The 15,212-nt window shown below is 37.9% G+C and carries 10 protein-coding genes; 5 read left to right on the forward strand and 5 right to left on the reverse strand.

Annotated elements, in window-relative coordinates:
• Positions 1–133: 133 nt before the first annotated feature.
• Positions 134–688 carry a hypothetical protein gene (locus tag ACCI49_RS01290; protein WP_371837158.1) on the forward strand — a complete coding sequence of 185 codons (555 nt, stop codon included), beginning with the start codon at positions 134–136 and terminating at the stop codon, positions 686–688.
• Positions 689–692: 4 nt separating this feature from the next.
• On the opposite strand, the gene ACCI49_RS01295 is transcribed toward ACCI49_RS01290, so the two are convergent.
• Positions 693–1,004, reverse strand: a complete 312-nt coding sequence (locus tag ACCI49_RS01295) for a hypothetical protein (RefSeq protein WP_371837159.1) — start codon at positions 1,002–1,004, stop codon at positions 693–695.
• Positions 1,005–1,409: 405 nt separating this feature from the next.
• Here ACCI49_RS01295 and ACCI49_RS01300 point away from each other — a divergent pair, with 405 nt between their 5' ends.
• Positions 1,410–1,892, forward strand: a complete 483-nt coding sequence (locus tag ACCI49_RS01300; RefSeq protein WP_371837160.1) for a hypothetical protein — start codon at positions 1,410–1,412, stop codon at positions 1,890–1,892.
• Positions 1,893–1,930: 38 nt separating this feature from the next.
• On the opposite strand, the gene ACCI49_RS01305 is transcribed toward ACCI49_RS01300, so the two are convergent.
• The 3 genes from ACCI49_RS01305 to ACCI49_RS01315 form a co-directional block, all read right to left on the reverse strand.
• Positions 1,931–2,371 carry a hypothetical protein gene (locus ACCI49_RS01305; protein ID WP_371837161.1) on the reverse strand — a complete coding sequence of 147 codons (441 nt, stop codon included), beginning with the start codon at positions 2,369–2,371 and terminating at the stop codon, positions 1,931–1,933.
• A 149-nt stretch (positions 2,372–2,520) separates the two neighbouring features.
• Positions 2,521–3,135, reverse strand: a complete 615-nt coding sequence (locus ACCI49_RS01310; protein ID WP_371837162.1) for a hypothetical protein — start codon at positions 3,133–3,135, stop codon at positions 2,521–2,523.
• Between the two features lie 2 nt (positions 3,136–3,137).
• Positions 3,138–3,416, reverse strand: coding sequence for a hypothetical protein (locus ACCI49_RS01315; protein WP_371837163.1), 279 nt, complete (start codon positions 3,414–3,416; stop codon positions 3,138–3,140).
• Positions 3,417–3,655: 239 nt separating this feature from the next.
• Between ACCI49_RS01315 and ACCI49_RS01320 the strand changes: the two genes are divergently transcribed.
• On the forward strand, positions 3,656–3,970 hold the full coding sequence (locus ACCI49_RS01320; RefSeq protein ID WP_371837164.1) for a hypothetical protein: 315 nt from the start codon (positions 3,656–3,658) through the stop codon (positions 3,968–3,970).
• 527 nt (positions 3,971–4,497) lie between these two features.
• On the opposite strand, the gene ACCI49_RS01325 is transcribed toward ACCI49_RS01320, so the two are convergent.
• Complete coding sequence (locus tag ACCI49_RS01325; RefSeq protein WP_371837165.1) at positions 4,498–11,562, reverse strand: LPD23 domain-containing protein; 7,065 nt, start codon at positions 11,560–11,562, stop codon at positions 4,498–4,500.
• 282 nt (positions 11,563–11,844) lie between these two features.
• Between ACCI49_RS01325 and ACCI49_RS01330 the strand changes: the two genes are divergently transcribed.
• Both ACCI49_RS01330 and ACCI49_RS01335 read left to right on the forward strand, forming a co-directional pair.
• Complete coding sequence (locus ACCI49_RS01330) at positions 11,845–12,756, forward strand: DNA adenine modification methylase (RefSeq protein WP_371837166.1); 912 nt, start codon at positions 11,845–11,847, stop codon at positions 12,754–12,756.
• A gap of 9 nt (positions 12,757–12,765) precedes the next feature.
• On the forward strand, positions 12,766–13,992 hold the full coding sequence (locus ACCI49_RS01335; protein ID WP_371837167.1) for a DNA methyltransferase: 1,227 nt from the start codon (positions 12,766–12,768) through the stop codon (positions 13,990–13,992).
• Positions 13,993–15,212: the final 1,220 nt, after the last annotated feature.

A 15,212-nucleotide genomic window follows, 5' to 3' on the forward strand; every position in this document is an offset into this window, starting at 1 on the left:
CTTCAGTATCGATTTTCTTATACTTCCTATCTTCCTTGCATCCACTAATCTCACTTTTCTTGATTTTGTTATAGATACATATCAACGCAAAGGCTAATGTATTGCTAACAACCTGATAATATTGGATAGCATCATGCACTTATTTTCGCTTTCTAGACGAGTTCCATACATTCATAATGTAATTATTCGCACAGGTTTAGCTAGCGTACCGGAGATTCCAGCATTAGATAAGGTGGGGAATAACATTTTGTTACCTCCCTTCGTAAATGAAATGGTCGTTATGCAAGAAGAAGATTTGCGTAAACTACTTTTGACGCATATACCAATATTTCTACACAACTCATTAGTCGCAAAGAATTTCCCGACCAATACAAGCCTAAAAAATATATTTATTTCCTCTGAAAAAAAAATGCGGAGGATTAAAGATAACCCATGGATGAAGATGCTTATGGAACTAGGGAAGCATGGAGAATGTCCTGGTGATATGGAGGAATTAGAAATACTGCTGCAAGAAAAAACCATATTCGATAGAGTGGCACTTCAGATATCAAGGGCACAATGGGAAGATATCGTTCCAAAAATTATCGTCAACTTTACTGATTGGTTTGTTAAAAATAGAGTAGCGGTAGATAAATGGTACATCCACCGCCTTGACGAAATTGAGACAGGCATCTTTCAAAAGATATAACCTATCAATGTTGCATTGGTAACTGAGCACGCTTAATTGTAGTTTGTAAGGTTTTTGTCCAATTGATATTGGGGCTGGTGATCAGTACTTTTGCTATCAATCTACCACTCTCATTAATCATTTGGATTGGTACTTTGTTTGGTGTCCAATCTCCATCTTTTATTCGTGGACGCCTTGTGCAAAAGAACCAGCATCCGCGTCTATCCTGGCAGATATATTTAGCTTTGCTTGGCAGTGCGATAGGTATTCCTTCAATAATCGCATAAACCTCCGCACCCTCATGAACCTGTTGTTTTATATTTAAAGCTGATCTCATGTTTAATGCCCCCGAAGCATTATCACAATTTGTCGTTCGCTACCTTGCGAGAATTGTGAATACAACTTTATTTACTTCTTTGAAAGAGTTTTTTTCCTTTTTCATATGTTTTTTTTCTTTCGCGCAATACACCCGCATGTTTTAGCTTTCTTCATGCATATATACTGCATCTATAAAAAATAATTACCATTTTTACCGAAAGGTTATTTCTATTCTCTTTCTGCATGTGAACGGCATATTGAATGAATATAAAATACAATAATTTCTGTATTTAAAACTCAACAACTCCCCCTATCATGCATATATACAGCACATTAGTGCTTTCTAGTAGCATATTGCCCATACTTCATGCACAATTAATTTTTAGGCGGGTAGCTTATAAATTAATAAACCTTTGGTGAGCTTATGGGTCATATAGAATTCAATCTTGAATTGTTCCTTGAATTCCGGAAATGGCTGGATGCTAATCGCACAGAACTGTTAGCTGTGATTCGAAAATATAATGCTATAAGAAATTATATAGTAACCGTGTCATTAGGTTTAATGATTTTCTCACTAAACGAAATAATCCATAATTATTCAAGTGTTACTTGGGTATTGCCAATGCTGATACTTTTCACTTTGCTGTTATTTTTCTCAGGTTCAATATCAGAATATTTTTCTCTTACCTCGAAACTAAAACATTCACCGATATATATTTATGAAAAAAAAATTAGTTGGATGAAAGATATAAATAAAATAATTGGAGATTCAAATGAAATATTAAACGACCCCAATGTATATAAAGCTATGAAGAATTCGGAGAAGGAATTAATAGTAATTCCAGTTTTTTTTAATGCAGTTATATCTATTGTTGATACCGTTAGGGAAGTTGATTCAGTCTACTAGGGCTTTAGTTAGACTGAATCTTGGACTTAAATTGAAGGTTAATGTGGTAAAATTGAAAGATGGCATTCAGAAGATTCTTCTGTATCTAAACCAACATACTTCATTACCGAGACTTCTTTCTTGACAGAACCAGACTTAGCTACTGGAATTGCCTTTAGTTGCTGTAGACCTCCCTGTGCAGAAACTGATGACAGCAAAATTGACACGGCTAACTGTTCCATACCTTGTCTTGTCTTGATTTGCGAAAGGTATATTTCAAATTGTTCGTCCGTAATACGTTCTTGTATCTTTGCGTTAGCAAGATATGTACGAATAACCCAACTATAAATTTTACGATTTAAAAACTTATCAAAAAATTCACTATTAATAATAGTGATTAAGTTCTCATTAGCTATACCGGGAACCTCAAGATTATCATTTCCAATTCTATCGTCAATTCGCTTTAAGACTTCGCTAAGATTGATCGCTTCAGTTGTCATTGATGAATGCCTTTTAGTCACCTGGTTGTATCTCACGTATTGCAACATGATGACAGTGCTGTATGGATAACTCCAGATCTATCAGATCTTTTCTAGTTTGCAGTAGTTGATTTGTTTTATGGGCTTGCTTAAAGAATACTTCTGAGGAGTTAAACTCTTACTTTGAGTCCCCGGCTTTTAACCTCTGATTCAGGCGCGCGCTGTGCTTTAAATTCAGCCACCCGTTGTGAAAAATCATCTCCTATCTGATTCACTACCCCAGCTTTCGCTCGAGTTTCAATCATAGGTTTCAAATGAGCTTCAATGTACCGTGTCAGCAATTGTTTATCACCATTTTTGGCAGATTTAACTGCTGATGACAAACCGTCTTTATCCATGCTCGGCCAGTCGATATTAAACCCAGCGGTCTGCGCCAAATTGTGACTAAAAAGCTTTGCAACCATTGAATTGAGACTATGGAAAGGGCGTATAGATTCAACCCTACTCATCACATAAGCTGTTCTCTCTGCTACAAATTGTTTATCATTTGAAGCCATCATATTTGGAGCTATCTTGTTTAGCTCTGCGCCCAAAAGTCTTAACGCACCCATATCTACTCGGAGCTCACCTGATTTCAACTTATCTTCTAGGTGATCTAAACCATTACACAGTTTCTGGTGAATATGTTGCAGGTGATCTGAATTAAAGGTACTAGTTAGATTATCGCCCAAGGCTGAACGGAAGTTCCGGTGTAGAATTAATTTTTCAAATGTCTCCAATGCCATATTTATACCCGCCCCATAGCTTGAAGAAACAGCACTACCTGCTCGTCAGTCCAGTTAAGTTGGTCTAACTGTTTAACTAACTTCTTTTCACTATCAGAAAGCGATATGTCTTCAAGCTCGAAGATTGCATCTACGGTTGCATTTAACTTTGCTACGCTTTCCATATCTGTCGTATCTGATCGTTGAGCCGCCTCCTTATTAAAGTGCCTTCCTAGCTGTTCTAATTCGGTGCGCCCGGCGCAGATATCGGTCAAAATTGTATCAGACGAAAATTCAGCCACACTTGTACTCCCGTTTCGTAAATCCGTAGTCCAAGTGTATTCAACCAGGCACAGAAACTAACGCAAAATCTTCACTTTTTAAAAAAAATCACACGGTTTGCTACATATTCATAGCAAAGAGGCGCTCTAAGAGTGTTTTACAGTCCGCTAATTGATCGGATACCATTGATTTACAACCTTAATTTCAAATCAATGTATATGAATATACTTGGCACGCCAAAGTCAAAGGAGCATCAGGTATGGGAGCATTAAAGTCTTGGATGACACTCTTTAAGTCGAACAATCCTCTGGAATATAAGTTTTTGATGGTATTATATTTTGCCTTCCCGTTAGTTTTGTTGGTGCTAGGTTTAATGGACAACCTTCCCTATTTTTCTACCGATTCTCTTAGCATTTTTGGCGCAATCCTGATCGGCCTTGCTCTTGTCCTCATTACTCACATAAGCCTGGCAGGCATTTTCTCCTCTTTTAGTCAAGGCAACTCAGGAAAAGGAGTATCAGTTGCTTGCTTTGGTGGAGTATTGCTATTGTTTATTATTTCGAGACTTCCTTGAGCTTTTTATTTAGAATGGAAGGTAAGGTAAGCTGAATTGTTAAGAGTATTGAGGTAGAAACTTATGGATATAATACGCCCTGGAAATTGAAATCGTGACTGATGACATGACTATTAGTAATTCACCTATAAATACATGGTATGTAATTTCAATATATGCAGACCATGAAGACTTTGAAATTCTATCTCATGGGAATAAGTGCCTTGCTACTAATATATTCCAACAACAGCTGTCTAGTGCAAAAAGAGTTTCATTAAACTCTGTAAGGAACATTAGTGAGGATCAGTTTGAAGTATGGGTTAATAGCCATTATCGAAATGGTATGCAGCCAGGTTTGGCGTACACCGTAAAACTAACAAATAAAATTCCACCTTTGAAGTGACGTTAGCTCCGTAACAAATCCCTTGAATTTATTTTCAAGATAAAAATGTTGAGCCAACCTTATTACTGTCATCAAAAGCTGACTCGTGACAGGTTTAACCCAACTTAAGTATTAGTCTCAGATTTATTTACTTACTTTTTCACTTTCATATTCCAAATCGTCTTCTTGCTGAAGAAGATGGCTCGTCTTTGGCCTCCTTATTTGCCTGCTCTCGCCATCTCTTGGTGTCGGTCGATAAATCACTTTGGCTTTTACGATAGAGTAGCTCTCTCTCGTACGTATCGATTTGGTTGTCATAGCCCCCTCCTAGATTACTTAAATCCAAACAGATCCCAGAAACAATAGCACGTAGAGCTGTGGTTACTCCAACCCCTTGTTTAGGATTCGTTGGTAGTTGTGATTTATCTACTTTGTGGCCAGTACGAGTGTCAATCAGGCATTTATCCCTATCTAAGGTATAATTTGTTAATTCCGGAACTCTACGGAAAACTAGGGCGCGTGAAGCAGCTATCATACCTTCAAGATTTTTAGCCGTAATATCTTTTTTATCATTACAATCTTTATCAGACCACATTTTCTCAAAAATGTCTCTCAGCTTTCGGTAGCTTTCTTTGGGAGGAGAAATCAATTGGTCCAGCTCTTCCTGAGATTTCTCAACTAGATCATCATCAAAACGAAGATCTGTTATATTTTTTCGATACTCCGTTATTGCTTCATAATCACTATCAGGAAGGAGCCCAATATATGATTCTGGATACATTTCTATATGCCTAGTTGTATCAAATCTTAATGCGGAGCTAATCGCCGCTTCAGTTCTCCGCAGTAAATTTATATCAGTTATTCCTTCTGGATCGAGCGTTAGTATACTTTCATTATCATGTGCCCAAGCAAAAAGAGCTTGATATAGAGGAGCACCAAGCCCGCTACCTGTCGAGGAAAATATTTGTTCAAAACATTTATTTTTTCCCAAACTAAACAAAGTAACATCGGCCTTATTCATTCCCATAGACAAGTTTACGGTAAAAATAGCTTCGGCATTTGGATCTTCGTGATACAAATTACTTTCAGATACTTCAACCTCTACTCCACCCTTAAAAACATCTTTAAGGGCATTTTCTATCGTACTTCCATCAATATTTTTTCCATATTTAAATGCATCTGACCTGGTAGATATGGTCCTAAGCAGGGACTGCTCTAGAATAGGAGAATCTCTAAGTAACCCTTTTTCTACGATATCTACAGTAGTCTTTAATGATTTTCTTCCTTTCTTCAATAACTCAACAATGTCTTCCTTAGTGAAAGCAAGATCTGGTTTTATTTCTCTCAACCAACTTCTTATGGTTGATACTACAGTTTGTATAAACGTATTATTTGGATTGGTTTCAGCTATATTCGCTACCCATTCATCCGCAATAACTCTGCGACGTTCTTCTGGTGTAAGATTAAATAGCTGTGATTTATTTTTATTGTAAATGTTCTCAATTGTGCCTGGAGGTAATTTAAGATATATACTATCTAGCACTTTCGCATAATTCATTCCTGTGGCGGCTCTAAATGCTGCATGACCATTCTCATGCAGATAAGTCATTATTGCCTCTTTTGGACTGCTTATGTTCCTAGCTATAACGTAAGTTTTTCCGGTTAATTTATCAAAAACTCCTGTAGTATCATTAAGAGCTCTATCCTTTGCCATTGTGTTGAGTATTCGTCTAGGTAGCTCCTCGGCTCTATTCACAACTGTGACGGGGATTCCTACATCTGAGGCTATAGGTAGCAAAGCCGATTTCACCTCATCAGCGGACAATCCATTTGTGATGTCAGGTGCCCTTCTAAAGAGTGGCTGGCCTTGGGCAATTCTATTTTTCAACCTGCCTGTAATAGGAATAACATGTGCTTCTCCAAACTCTTCATTTGAAAATTTATTTAATGTCCCATCCATTCCTTTAATATATCGACTAATTACGTTCGGAACGATATGGTCATAAAATTTTACCATAGCATCTCCTCCGACTTTCACATCAAGATCTTTTAATGAAGGTGTTAAATCTCTAAGAGTTATATTCTTAACAAAGTTTTTGGCATCTTCATTAGATGAAAAAGTGAGAATACTCCCGCCAGAGTCACGCATAATTTCTCCATTTACATCATAAACTATATAACCTCTCTCATCTTCATCATTTTCAATGATAAATTGCTCACGTCTTAGGCGGAGATCATCCACTTGCAAAATTATCTTATTAGTTAACTCTTTCCCAATATACTGCTCTAGATTTTCTTCTTTAATATCAAATTCATCAAATATCAAAGAATCGTTATGGTCCCATACCTTTAGTGACTCTTCATCTGGATCGTATTTAATTTCTGAAAATCTTTTACTTAGATCAAACATCTCTGCAACTTTATGCCCTGGGGCCCAAGCTAGCTGTTCATAACCATGATCTACTGCATATTTCAGCATATGCTTTATGGCCAAAAGGAACCATGTTTTCTTAAAAGGAGCATTAGGAACAGATTCTTCTTTGGATTTTATCTCTTCACTTATATATTTTACTTTTGGATGATTTCTTGCCCATAGTTTTGCTATTTCATGATTTGCTGCTTCTTCACTTTCAAAAGATCCAACATTAACTCCTTGAAAAATTGCATCATAATGGCCCAATTTATATTTCGAACTAGTATTACTTTCAGTTTTTACTATGTGCCCAGTCAGCTGTGGCATTTGTTCATTGTTAATAGTATCGAGAGCATGCTTATATTGTTTTTCAAATTCTCGCTGATAGTTTGAATTTAACTCCTTCGGTTCTGGTATTTGATAACCTGTCTGTCTGCCTGATTGGTGCCAATCTGATTGTATTTCATGAATAAGCAATGTCTTTCTACCATTTACGGATACTTGTTCATCAAATCGTAAATGTGCTAGAACATTAGTATGATCTTTCCAATGTATGCTCTGATATTCACCTACCGAGCCGGATATTCTATTTTTACCTTCAGATATATATTCATTTATCAATTTGATTTCATTGGACATTGTTTCATCAAATTGATTTTCACAAACATATCGATGAAAGTACTTCTGTGCTGCAGTTTGAGTAGCAGCTACACCTTTTCCGACATGAATAGGCGGCTGAGTAACTCCCAACCAATAGGCATGGTCATTACTTATTTCAAAGGACCACGATAATTCAGATTCACGTACTGGAATGTTAGCCACATTTCCATTTACATATTTTTTTAGGTCATCTCTAATTTTAAGCACCTGATTTTTTCTAGTAATCAATTCAGAGACAATCCTTGAATAGTTTGCAGCTTCCTCTTTTGTAATGGGCTTTATAAGCCTGGGAAGAGTTAATAGTAGCTCTCTATAGTTCTTACCACCACTATACGTTCTATATTCAGAATATTTTGTTTGTTTCTGAGAAATCTTATCCCCTATATCTTTTTTAATAGACGAAATATTAAGTGGCTCGTTGTGGTCATCTTCGATGTCAGAAAGCAATTTATTGATTACTTCTTCTGCTTCAGATTCTCGCGGAGAATCGGGGTTATCATGCCACTGTTGAATAGCATTTGCTGCACCGAACGAATATTTTCTCGCATCACTCAGAACTTCAATCAACTGGTCGACTACTGCGTACCTGTATTCTCCTTCAGAATTATCAGGGCGTTCACCATTTAGTAGCTCTATAATCTCTACTTGATTGCTTCTTATAAAATTAATTAACTCTTCTTTTTCTATTTTTAGTTTTGGAGAATTATCTCTATATTCTTCAAGAAGACTTTCTAAGCCATACCACTCAACCTCTTCTTTCTTAATCAGACCTTTTCTTTGATAAGCCTGCAATGAGGCGATATATAAATCTGGGGTTCCTCGGTTAGGTAACTTAGCTGAAATAATGCTTTCCAATGCAGAGTATGTTGAACTTGGTTTTTTTTTCCTTTTATATCTAATAGAACCTGGCAATCTTTCATCCTCAAAAAGCAGGTATTCAGCTTCTGAGTTTGAAATATTTTTTTTATTTTCAAATTTAATCCCAAGTATTCCTATTTCATGCAGATATTTTGACGTTAATTCCCGTACTGACAATTCATCAATATTATACCCTTGGTCGGTGAGAATTTTTCCTGCTCTGTGACGGTAAAAATTTTCACTCTCTCTGATGCCATTTGCTATATTCTCATAGAGGTTATTAACTGTAGTTGTATCATCAATATTCCCTAATTCACTTTTTATGATTGTGGTTATTGGTTCCATTTGTTGCACCAATGGCTTGTCCCACAATAGAAATCTGTGTTCTGGTGGCTTTAAGCCGGTGTAGTCTGGTATCTGTTCGCCTAACGTTACGGTTTTATCTTTCCATTGAGTTATCCGCTTTAATATAGATCGGTATACTTTTACATCATGATCCAAGCTTATTGAAAGACCAGGACTAATATTTGTTTGTGATATTTTTGATATCTCTTTATTTATTCTTTCTATTGCTCTATCGTATCCAACATCTCTTAATAACTGCGCAGCTGTAAAATTAATGTAATTTATATTTTTTTCACGAATATCTGAGCTATTAATTGTTTGAAGTTTAACGCCATCGACCATGACACTATGCTTATTGCTCACATATAGTTCTTCATACCATTTGTTAAGATCTGCTTTTGTTTCAAAGAATGTTCCCCATATTTTTTTCCTTATATCTTCCTCAAAAAATTGTTCTTGCTCCAAATTAAATTGTGTATATATATTATCTCCAACTATATGGTTGGAATTAAAATCTGTATTTACTTCTCGGATATTGGATGCGTCATATATTGCTGCATTAATTTGGTTTCGCTCTTTCATTAGGGTTCCATTAAACCCTAACTTTTTAAAGTATGGCTTGAGTTCAGGAGACTCTAGAATTTCCCAATTATCATGTCCTAGTGTTTTTTCTGGATCAAGCTTAACTTGATATGGCACCAGCTTATTTTTCTCAGCTACTAACTCTTTTTCATACTCTATTAATTCATGATACTCTTTACCGTATATCCTTATAGCATTTTTAATTTTTGCTTCAATGTTGTTGATATTATCCATTTTCCATTTCGGAATGTAATGAATTAAATCTTTTTCTCTTTCATATTTAACAACAATACATTTTGTCCCTTCTCTACTAAATTCCTTGCCGCCATTTCTAATATTTAATTTTTGCTCTTCGTCTATGCCTGTATAAGGTACTTGAATTCCTTGTATGTTCTCTAACAACTCGCTCTTAGAGTATGCAATTTCATTTGACCATGCAGCCAAACCATAACGCTTCTTGATATTCAATGTTTCCGGCAATATTTTTCTTAGCCTTCTAACATGATCATCATTATTAAAATCAAATAACTTTCCTCTCAAATAGAATCCACGCACCACTATATCTGCATCCATCTTACCTGCCATTGACTTTGATGCAGCATAATCATAAGCGAATTCTTCTTTTTGGCTAAAGTGGAAGCTTCCACTACCACTTTTGCTAATATCAAATTTTTTAAATGCAGAAAAACCACCATGATACCAAATCACAGATGTATCAAACCCTTGCTCATAAGCTCTCCCTTGACGAGCTTCTTTACTCACCTGTATACCTTCATTTTTTATGATCGAATTATCTGTTTTTGCAATAACAAAGTCGTATCGCCTCAAGAAATCTGTCATTGATAGATTGGACCGGGCATAGAATGAAGCCATGACAGTACTGAATATAGCTGCTTGGTTTTTTGATTCCACTTCACTAATGCCTATATTTCTGAGGTTGTCATTAACCTTTTTGTGAAGTTTTTTTGTTATAGGGACTAAACTTTTATCTTCAAGAGATAACATTCTGTTAAAGACTCCCCTCATCTCATTATTCAAGGCTGAGTTTGGCATGCCTTTCTTAACAGAGGTGTATATCTTTCCCATCCAGTCCTTGAAATGATTGAATTCTTTTTTTAATGCAACCGTTGGTGATACACCTTCTGATATGTATTGCTCGAAACTCTCTGCAAATTTCTCATGATATTTACGTTTTTGGTTTGTAGTCATCGAACGCCATTCGGTTTCATTAAGCTCAAACCAGTTAAGTATTATTTTAAAATCATCCTTCACTGAGGCTGGAGTATTTACCTGGTGGACAATGTCATCAAATACTTCCAAATATACATGCGCACCCTCGTGAATTAATGATGTTACATCAGAATTATCAGTAAGAATTATCTTCGCGAATTTTTCACCTTTAAAGATCGCAGCTGCTTTTGGCTGCATTTCATTTTTTAGGTTTTGGAGGTTTTTAATTCCTTTCATTTCACGACCATGAAACCGAACTATGATTTGATCACTATCAGTATCTTCAGTCTCTTGAGGTGGGATTTTTTCAATTTGTTCATTGGTAAAACTAGCTCTTCTTTCTACATTCCTTGCTTCTACCTCTCCAGCCAACCGTCGATATGCTCTATAAGGATCTAGTTTTTTCTTTTCTTTTAATAATTGATCATATTTTTCGCTTAGTTCATTATAATTATACGTTTTGGCAAAATGTCTGATTTTTTCAAATTGCACTTTTTGTGTTTGTGAAACATATGCGTACGCTACTTCAGGTTCTTCCTCTAAAAAATTGATCCTATTTTGCGCCATGCTGGCTGCATTTACGCTATTTATTTCATCACTAATAGATTCGAGTCGGTATTCAAATTCTTCCCTGTTCCCGCCTCTCGCAAAGTTTTCATATGACTGAATTACATGTTGAATTTCATGTAATATGATACTGATTATACTTTTACTATTAGAATTTGGTGGTGAATTGATATGGATTTTTACATCGCCCTCATCACTTATCTCTGCAACTCCTTCTACATTTATATTTTTTTCCTTGGCTTTGAAAACTATTGGAATATTTCGTAGTTGCGGATATGCAGCAAATAATTTTTCATGTGATATGGCTTCGGAAAGTGTGAGTTCATTATCGCTTGCTTTTTCTATGATTCCAGCCACTTTCTCACTAAGTTTTGCTTCATTATCTTCTATTTCAAAGCGCCACTTCTTATCTACCCCACGAAACCATCCTGTCTGCTTTCTAACTTCTTCAGATGTTTGCCCTGTAGCTAATCGATGTCTGGCTGTCTCCAATGTATACAGATTGGCAGTTGCAGCATTTCTTCCTGCGAACTGGAAGAAAATTTCGTCTCTTTTTTGACTGCTATATGATTGCATTGATTATTGCTTCTGCTTATTTGTCCAGAGGTACATATTTAGCGTGGTACTTTGAATCTTCTCCAGTTTTTTCTTCTAATAAATTAAGTTTGCAGTATTTACACTGCATTTATGATGGCACTAAATAGTACTAATAGATGGATCAAGTCCGGCCCACCGCCATCGTGCGTTTATTTTGCACGTTTAGCTTCTACCTGATTTGTGCCCAATTTATAGCTAAGGTACGTTCAATTTTGAGCTAACCACTGCGGTAAATCGCATTACCTATAAGGGGAGAATCAAGTGTTTAAATCGAGCGTTATTTCTTATCCTAATCGGGGTAATTATGGAGATTCACGATATCGAGGGAACTGTAGCGGATATGTGATTAAGGACTTTTTAGAGACCTATGGATATCAAGATGGGTTGTTTGTCGATCCGAGTGAAGGCGGTGGTACATCTCGTGATGTTGCGAATGAGCTTGGAGTCAGATATATCGGACTCGATCTCTCTAAAGGTTTCAATCTTTGCACGGATGATTTGTATCTAACACTTGGTGAACGCGCTAGTACTATTTTTTGGCACAGCCCATATTGGCGTATGATCCCATACAGTGGTAAGAATGCCATGTGGGGCAACAAGCCACATCCCTTTGACCTCTCACATGCATCTTCACTCCAAGATTTTCTTAGCGGATGCCAGCTAGCCATTTCGAATATTTACGATGCTCTCCGAACTAAAGGAACCTATGGCATCCTAATTGGTAACTGGCGTCATCAAGGTGAGTACTATAACCTCAGCTCAATGCTTGAACGTCTATGTCCAGGTAAGCTTGTCGACGAAATTATCAAAGTACAGCATAACTGTGTCAGTGATCGTAAGACATATAGGGGAAGCCATTTTGTTCGAATTGCCCATGAGAAGCTTCTCGTATTTCAAAAGGCTAATGAATTATTTGGTTTCGCTCTCGCATATTCGATTCAGAAGCGAATTGAGCTGACCAAATCAATCACATGGAAGTCAGCCGTGAAACGAATTTTAATGTCAAATGGAGGTCCTATGGCTCTCGCTGAAATCTATATGCAAGCTGAGCCGTATATCGCCCAAACCAATAATAACCACCCCCACAGCAAAATTCGCCAGATACTTCAAGACAGCCGATATTTTCGCCGTGTTGAGAGAGGTGTTTTTGATTTAGTTCGCGAAGCTGCTTAGGAGACTTTCGTGCAATTATCATTGTTTGATCATGTTAAGAATGTTTATAGTGAAACATCTTCACCTCTCGATAACGAAACACTTTATGCCCGAGTTGCAGCCCGAGCAGGGATTACTGAAGGGGAGCTCAACACACGCTCTCCTATTGGTAAAAGTGGTGCACCTCGAAGTAAGTTGAAAAGGGCTATTCGTTGGCACCAGCAAACCATGAAGTCTTCGGGTTGGATTGAAAAGACAGGTGATAGGGGTGTTTGGAAGCTTACACGGAATGGCAAAAAGCAGCTAACAAAGGTCTCTGCGAAGTACTCAATCGTGGCTTTCTCTACTGACTTAGGAGTTGCAATCTGGGGTAACTGTACAAACGCATTTAAAAATCTTAATGAAAAAATTTCTTTGGTTTTGACAAGCCCTCCTTATCCATTAAAGCAATCAAGAGCTTACGGTAATGTCAACGTCGATCAATATATTGATTTTATTTGTTCCAGCCTTGAGCCTATGATTAAACAGTTGAAACCAGGTGGCTCAGTTACAATTAATTTGTCTAATGATATTTTCGAACACCGATCTCCTGCTCGATCGCTTTATCTTGAGAAGTTGACGATTGCTCTTTCTGAGCGACTAGGCCTTAGTTTGATGGATCGTCTAATATGGAATTGCCCCAATAAACCACCTGGGCCTGTCCAATGGTGTAGTAAACATGAACATAGGTTTCAACTTAACTACGGCTATGAACCTATTTTATGGTTTTCAAATGACCCTCTGAAAGTTTTATCTAACAATAATCGTGTACTGATCCCCCACACTGAAAAGCACCTCAAGCTAATTCAAAGTGGTGGCGAAAAGCGTTCAGCCGACTATTCAGATGGAGCCCACAGAATCAGACCAGGCAATTATTCCAATGCTACTCCAGGAAGAATCCCTAAAAATGTAATCACGATACCTAATACATGCCACAGTCAGAGACAATATAAAGCTAGGGCTCGCGAATTGAACTTGCCAGTTCATGGTGCACCAATGCCTTTAGCGTTAGCTAAATTTCTTATTGAGTTTTTAACACCTCTGGGGGCTTTAGTCGCAGAACCATTTGGGGGCTCACTTACCACAGCCTTAGCGGCCGAAGAGCTAGGTCGTCGCTGGATAGCTACAGAGATTTTTTGGGAATACCTCTGTGGTGGGGCAGCCCGTTTTAACAATGCTGTTGTTAACCCCTTTTTCTCTACTGTAGCTAAAATGTAATCACTCTATCCAGTAATCTATCTAAGATGGATCAATGGTCACTCAGTTTCCTTGATTAGTACTAATCCCTATGGAACCCGTGCTAACCACAATCGCTATAAAAGGATTCAGGGTGAAGCGAAGTTAAGGAGTGACCTTTGGTCACTCTACCCCCTTTCACGCTACCAAGTGGCACGTATGGTCACCACTCTCTCTTGTCTCCTACCACATTGGCACCATAGATACCTGCTTTCTTGGCTCGTTCAAGGTTGACAACCAAACCACCCTCTTCCTGCTGCCTGGATGCACGTTTGGTCACTTGAGGGGCATGAACTCTACCGCTATACCGGGCCAAGAACCTCGCTGAGGTGGTGGTTTGCCAAAAACACTCACTTAAACAGGACTCTCTTTTCTTTACCTATGGTCACCTTTTTAACTTGGTAAGTACTGTTTACATTACCAGTAATAGAATTTGCAATCCCCGTCTTACAAGGGCTCAAGGTTGATCGTTTGATTTCTGAGTATTTTGATTTGGTCTGAACTGCAAGAAGCGATTTTGACCGTGACTGTCGGTAACGATCGCAGCCCTAGGTAGCGACTCTTAGTACAGCCACCAACCCTACTTAAGGAGTGACCTTTAGTGCAGCCACCAATCCTACTTAAGGAGTGACCTTTAGTACGGGCACCAACCCTACTTTAGGGAGTGACCTTGGTTGATAGTAGCGACCACAGCCTTAAGGAGTGACCTTTAGTGCAGCCACCAATCCTACTTAAGGAGTGACCTTTAGTACGGGCACCAACCCTACTTTAGGGAGTGACCTTGGTTGATAGTAGCGACCACAGCCTTAAGGAGTGACCTTTAGTGCAGTCACCAATCCTACTTAGGGAGTGACCCTGGTTGATAGTAGCGACCACAGCCTTAAGGAGTGACTTTTAGTGCAGACACCAACCCTAGGGAATGACCCTGGTTGATAGTAGCGACCACAGCCTTAAGGAGTGACCTTTAGTGCAGTCACCAACCCTACTTTAGGGAGTGACCTTGGTTGATAGTAGCGACCACAGCCTTAAGGAGTGACCTTTAGTGCAGTCACCAACCCTACTTAAGGAGTGACCTTTAGTGCAGCCACCAATCCTACTTAAGGAGTGACCTTTAGTACGGGCACCAACCCTACTTTAGGGAGTGACCTTGGTTGATAGTAGCGACCACAGCCTTAAGGAGTGACCTTTAGTGCAGTCACCAA

Source organism: Microbulbifer epialgicus (assembly GCF_041447265.1).
Lineage (GTDB): Bacteria > Pseudomonadota > Gammaproteobacteria > Pseudomonadales > Cellvibrionaceae > Microbulbifer > Microbulbifer epialgicus.

Excerpts from the sequence above, each read along its gene's own strand:
- ACCI49_RS01295 (WP_371837159.1), bottom strand. The coding sequence starts at position 1,004 with ATGAGATCAGCTTTAAATATAAAACAACAGGTTCATGAGGGTGCGGAG.
- ACCI49_RS01290 (WP_371837158.1), top strand. The coding sequence starts at position 134 with ATGCACTTATTTTCGCTTTCTAGACGAGTTCCATACATTCATAATGTA.
- ACCI49_RS01300 (WP_371837160.1), top strand. The coding sequence starts at position 1,410 with ATGGGTCATATAGAATTCAATCTTGAATTGTTCCTTGAATTCCGGAAA.
- ACCI49_RS01320 (WP_371837164.1), top strand. The coding sequence starts at position 3,656 with ATGGGAGCATTAAAGTCTTGGATGACACTCTTTAAGTCGAACAATCCT.
- ACCI49_RS01325 (WP_371837165.1), bottom strand. The coding sequence starts at position 11,562 with ATGCAATCATATAGCAGTCAAAAAAGAGACGAAATTTTCTTCCAGTTC.
- ACCI49_RS01310 (WP_371837162.1), bottom strand. The coding sequence starts at position 3,135 with ATGGCATTGGAGACATTTGAAAAATTAATTCTACACCGGAACTTCCGT.
- ACCI49_RS01305 (WP_371837161.1), bottom strand. The coding sequence starts at position 2,371 with ATGACAACTGAAGCGATCAATCTTAGCGAAGTCTTAAAGCGAATTGAC.